The sequence below is a fragment of the Snuella lapsa genome (assembly GCF_039539345.1).
Taxonomy (GTDB): domain Bacteria; phylum Bacteroidota; class Bacteroidia; order Flavobacteriales; family Flavobacteriaceae; genus Snuella; species Snuella lapsa.
Map to the genome: position 1 here is coordinate 1 of NZ_BAABCY010000028.1, position 4,975 is coordinate 4,975.

General features: G+C 31.5%; 8 protein-coding genes. All 8 read left to right on the forward strand.

Translation table 11 applies throughout. The annotated features are described in order from the left end of the window. Positions 1-263 precede the first annotated feature (263 nt). The 8 genes from ABD792_RS04665 to ABD792_RS04700 all read left to right on the forward strand — a co-directional run bounded on the left by ABD792_RS04665 (position 264) and on the right by ABD792_RS04700 (position 4,877). The gene (locus ABD792_RS04665; RefSeq protein ID WP_345004651.1) at positions 264-497 is read left to right on the forward strand and encodes a thioredoxin family protein; all 234 of its coding nucleotides are present in this window, start codon (positions 264-266) and stop codon (positions 495-497) included. Positions 498-557: 60 nt separating this feature from the next. After that, on the forward strand, positions 558-812 hold the full coding sequence (locus ABD792_RS04670; protein WP_345004653.1) for a DUF2024 family protein: 255 nt from the start codon (positions 558-560) through the stop codon (positions 810-812). A gap of 144 nt (positions 813-956) precedes the next feature. Continuing rightward, entirely contained in the window at positions 957-2,423 is a 1,467-nt protein-coding gene (locus tag ABD792_RS04675) for a catalase (RefSeq protein ID WP_345004654.1), read from the forward strand. 25 nt (positions 2,424-2,448) lie between these two features. Next, positions 2,449-2,646, forward strand: a complete 198-nt coding sequence (locus ABD792_RS04680; RefSeq protein WP_345004656.1) for a hypothetical protein — start codon at positions 2,449-2,451, stop codon at positions 2,644-2,646. After that, positions 2,588-2,800: a gamma-glutamylcyclotransferase family protein gene (locus tag ABD792_RS04685; RefSeq protein ID WP_345004657.1), complete on the forward strand. Its 213-nt coding sequence runs from the start codon at positions 2,588-2,590 to the stop codon at positions 2,798-2,800. The genes ABD792_RS04680 and ABD792_RS04685 overlap by 59 nt, the downstream gene beginning before the upstream one ends. Positions 2,801-2,846: 46 nt before the next feature. Continuing rightward, complete coding sequence (locus tag ABD792_RS04690) at positions 2,847-3,590, forward strand: AAA family ATPase (RefSeq protein WP_345004659.1); 744 nt, start codon at positions 2,847-2,849, stop codon at positions 3,588-3,590. Then, positions 3,574-4,149: a MarR family transcriptional regulator gene (locus ABD792_RS04695; RefSeq protein WP_345004661.1), complete on the forward strand. Its 576-nt coding sequence runs from the start codon at positions 3,574-3,576 to the stop codon at positions 4,147-4,149. The genes ABD792_RS04690 and ABD792_RS04695 overlap by 17 nt, the downstream gene beginning before the upstream one ends. A 2-nt stretch (positions 4,150-4,151) precedes the next feature. Continuing rightward, positions 4,152-4,877, forward strand: coding sequence for a YggS family pyridoxal phosphate-dependent enzyme (locus ABD792_RS04700; RefSeq protein ID WP_345004662.1), 726 nt, complete (start codon positions 4,152-4,154; stop codon positions 4,875-4,877). The last annotated feature ends 98 nt before the right edge of the window (positions 4,878-4,975 follow it).

A 4,975-nucleotide genomic window follows, 5' to 3' on the forward strand; every position in this document is an offset into this window, starting at 1 on the left:
TACAACTTATCTAATTGAATTAATTCTCTTACTTTTATTCAAAAAAGAGACTTTTTGCGAGGTCTCCCGTTGGCAATAATACAGAACACACCCACAAGCCAAGTTTCCATTCAAAAACATTTCTCACTACTTACAATTTTTAAAAGAGTTTAAACTACCATTAGAATAAATAAATTAGGGAAAATTTATCAAAATGTTTTTTAGTTAGGAATCCTTACTATATTTGCGATAGCAATATTGCTTTTTTATTAAAACAAAGAATTATGAGTAAATCAATTTTTTATCACGCTGGTTGTCCTGTATGCATTAGTGCAGAGCACGACATTATTAATTTAGTTGGAGAAAACAATGTAGAAGTTGTAAACATTGGAGAAGACAGAAGTAGAATACAAGAAGCAGAAAATGCTGGTGTAAATTCCGTTCCTGCATTAGTAACACCTAATGGAAACGCATTGCATATTAACTTTGGTGCATCTATGGCAGATGTAAAAGGGTAATCTAAACTTTTAAACTGGTGTGTAATTCCATTACACACCAGTTTTATTTAACAATTAAATATGAAGATATCAGTTTACGACACATACGTACCTAAAGACAATCAATTAATGCATTTTGATATTCTTACAGAAGAAAATGATACGCTCAAAAATGCACTAAATTATGGGAAAATGTATTTACAAAGTAAGGGGTTAACCAATTGTAAATTAAATACAAAAGAATGCAAATTTTGCCATATAGAAGTTGCACCAAGGCACATAGAAGAAGAGATTAGAAAAAATGGATATTTCATTATTGAAATGGAAAATTGTTAAATCTAAAATATTTCTAAATCTAAGTCATAATTAAAACAAAATAGAAATAATTTATAGTTTTATTTAAAATAAATATGAAATATCTATTAAAAATGGTAGTAATCCTAACTAAATTTGAGCATAATAACCAAAAATTATTTTTCTATGAGTGATTCAAAAAACAAGTTAACATCAGTTTCTGGGAAACCAATCTCAGAAAACCAAAATGTACAAACAGCTGGTAAGAGAGGCCCAATGTTACTTCAAGATGTATGGTATTTAGAAAAAATGGCGCATTTTGACAGAGAAGTTATTCCAGAAAGACGAATGCACGCCAAGGGTTCGGCGGCTTACGGAACCTTCACAGTTACCCATGATATAAGCAAATATACTAAGGCGTCCATTTTTTCTAAAATTGGAAAACAGACAGATGTTTTCTTGAGGTTCTCAACAGTAGCAGGAGAAAGAGGTGCTGCAGATGCAGAACGAGATATTAGGGGTTTTGCTGTTAAATTTTATACAGAAGAAGGTAATTGGGATTTGGTAGGAAACAATACGCCTGTATTTTTTATTCGTGACCCTTATAAATTTCCAGATTTAAATAAGGCGGTAAAAAGAGACCCAAAAACAAACTTAAGAAGTGCTAATAATAATTGGGACTTTTGGACATTGCTTCCTGAATCACTTCATCAAATTACGATGACAATGAGTGAGAGAGGAATCCCAAAATCTTACCGTCACATGAATGGTTATGGAAGTCATACCTTTAGTTTTATCAACACTGATAATGAGCGTGTTTGGGTAAAGTTTCATTTTAAGACAGCTCAAGGAATTCAAAATCTATCAGATCAAGAAGCGAGAGATTTAGTAGGAAAAGATAGAGAAAGCCATCAACGTGATTTATTCAATAGCATTGAAAAAGGAGATTTCCCTAAGTGGAATTTAAAGGTTCAGGTAATGACCGAGGCTCAAGCTAAAAACCACAAAACAAATCCTTTTGATATAACCAAAGTTTGGTCTCATGCAGATTTTCCATTAATAGACGTTGGAACTCTAGAGCTTAATAAGAATCCAGAAAATTACTTTGCAGAAGTAGAGCAATCTGCTTTTAATCCAGCAAATGTAGTTCCAGGTATTGGTTTTTCGCCAGACAGAATGTTACAAGGTAGATTGTTTTCATATGGCGATACTCAGCGTTATAGATTGGGTGTAAATCATTATCAAATTCCAGTTAACGCACCAAAATGTCCATTCCATAATCATCATAAAGATGGTGCGATGAGAGTAGATAGCAACGGTGGTGGCACACCACATTACGAACCCAATAGCTATAATAAGTGGCAAGAGCAATCTAAATACAAAGAACCATCTTTAGACTTAAATGGAGATGCAGATCATTGGGATTTTAGAGAAGACGATGATGATTATTATACGCAACCAGGAAATCTGTTTAGATTGATGACAGCAGCGCAAAAACAACTTTTATTTGACAATACAGCAAGAGCTATGGGTGATGCTGAACAATTTATAAAAGAGCGCCATATTCTAAATTGTTATAAGGCAGACGAAAACTATGGTAAGGGCGTTGCTGTATCTCTAAACATTGATATAACTAGTGTAGTGCATGCATAATTTTTCCTATAAATTTATCATATTCATGAAAAATACACGACACTACTTGTTCTCTTACGGAACATTACAATTAGAAGACGTACAATTACAAAACTATAACAGAAAACTTAAAGGGTTTAGGGGTACACTAGAAGGCTATAAGCTTTCTCAAATTGAGATTACTGATGAAGTTCGTTTTAGAAAAAAGTGGAAAGAAGTTCCATCCTATTGCAGTGCCAACTAAGCATAAAAAAGACGTAATAAATGGCGTTGTTTTTGAAATCACAGAGAATGAACTTTTAGAAACGGACAAATATGAAGTTTCAGCTTATAAGAGAGTACAAAAAAAGTTTAAATCTGGAAACGAAGCTTGGGTATATATTCTTAATAAAGTTTAGCACCTAATGATTAGGATTACTAACTTTATCCTCTGATACATTTTTAATGGGATTATATGATTTAATAATAAACGTAAAAGATGAAGTTCTAGATTTAGATAAAATTCATTTAAGTAAAACGAATAGAATAGAACTAAAGCAGTTACTAAAAGAGTTTAAACATCTAAACAGACTAGAAGAATTTAACCTTCCAGTGGATAACAAACTGTTGCTTTTTGGTCATACTGGTTGCGGAAAAACAACTACGGCAAAAGCAATTGCCAAATATTTAAACAAAAAAATTATCATCTTAAATTTAGGTGGTATTGTTGATTCCAGATTAGGGCAAACCGCAAAAAATGTAACCGAAATTTTCAAAAAAGCTTCAAGAGAAAACTCAGTTCTTTTTTTGGATGAATTTGATTATATCGGAAAAATAAGAGATTATGACAATAAAGACTCGGGCGAAATGAAACGACTTGTAAATACTGTTATTCAGTTAATCGACCAGTTGCCATCCCAAACATTACTCATTGCAGCAACCAATAATTCAAAAATTATAGATACTGCGTTGTTAAGACGTTTTCTGTTAAAACTCGAATTTACAAAACCTTCAAATAATCAACTAGATGTTTATTATGATACTTTAATAGCTCAATTCCCAAAAGAATTTGAGTCTATCGAACGGAAATATAGTTTATCATATGCAGAAGCAAAAGATGTTGCCTTTCGTGCTATAAAAAATAACATAATAAATAGTATAGAAGAAAGTGAATTGACAAAAATAGAGCAAGATGGATCAATCAATTAATCAAAAAATAACCTACGGTTTAGAGCGTATTGCAAAAGCATTTAGGGTTTTACTTTGGGAGGAAAGCAAATTGTATAAAATAAGTCCTATTCAAATCCAAATTTTACTTTTTTGTGCTTCCCATAAACAAGAAAATTTGAAAGTGAGTTTTTTAGCAAATGAGTTTGATTTAACAAAAGCCACGATTAGCGATTCTGTCAAAGTACTTATTAAAAAAGAACTACTCTTAAAAAAAATCAATCCATCTGATTCTAGAAGTTTTGCAGTCAAACTAACAAAAAAAGGAAACGAGATTGTAAATAAAGCAAAAGGGTTTACCTCTGTTTTAAACAAGTCGATAGACAGTTTAACTATAATTGAAAAAGAAAATTTATTAGTGAATATTTTAAGTATTATCTATCAATTAAATCAAGGGAAAATCATTTCCACACAACGTATGTGCCTAACCTGTTTTCATTACGAAAAAAAAGGTAATACTAATTATTGCAATCTACTAGAAACAGCGCTTAAAAAAGAGAAACTTCAAATAGACTGTCCAGACCATAAAATGACAGCATAAAAATGGAAAATATCAGTCATAACCTCAAGATTATACACAATAGAATAGAACAAGCTTGTAAAAACGCAAACAGAAATACAGAAAGCGTTCGTTTATTGTTAGCTACTAAAACTGTAGATTCAAATCGAATAAATTTTGCTTTAAAAGAGGGAGAAAATCTTATTGGAGAAAACAAGGTTCAGGAATTAAAACAGAAATGTACAGCTTTAAAAGAACAAAATACAGAAGTACATTTTATCGGTTATTTACAATCTAACAAAATAAAAGAAGTATTAAAATGGGTTACTTGTATAGAATCTATAGATAGGCTGTCAATTGCCGAAAAATTACAAAAAAGATTAGAATTTGAACAAAAAAGCATTGATGTTTACATTCAAGTAAATACATCTTTTGAAGATAGTAAATTTGGAGTTTTACCAGAACACGCTATTGACTTGGTAAATGAAGTGTCTAAATTTAATAATATTCACATCAAAGGACTTATGACCATTGGCTTATTAAGTTCACAATCAACTGAAATTAGAAAATGTTTTCAGCTATTAAAGAAAATTCAAGAAGAAATAATCAACTTGAAAATACCCAATGTTAAGATGACGGAATTATCAATGGGTATGAGCGGAGATTTAGAAATTGCGATTGAAGAAGGCGCAACAATAGTAAGAGTGGGCACAGCTGTTTTTGGAGATAGAATTTATCCCGACAGCTTTTATTGGAATGAAACTGAATAGCACAGCAAATAAAGTACTATTGCCAACAATGGTAGCCGTTGCGCAAGCCCTTAATTTTCTAAAAACAAGACACAAATAAGCCCTTTTAAGGGCTTTTA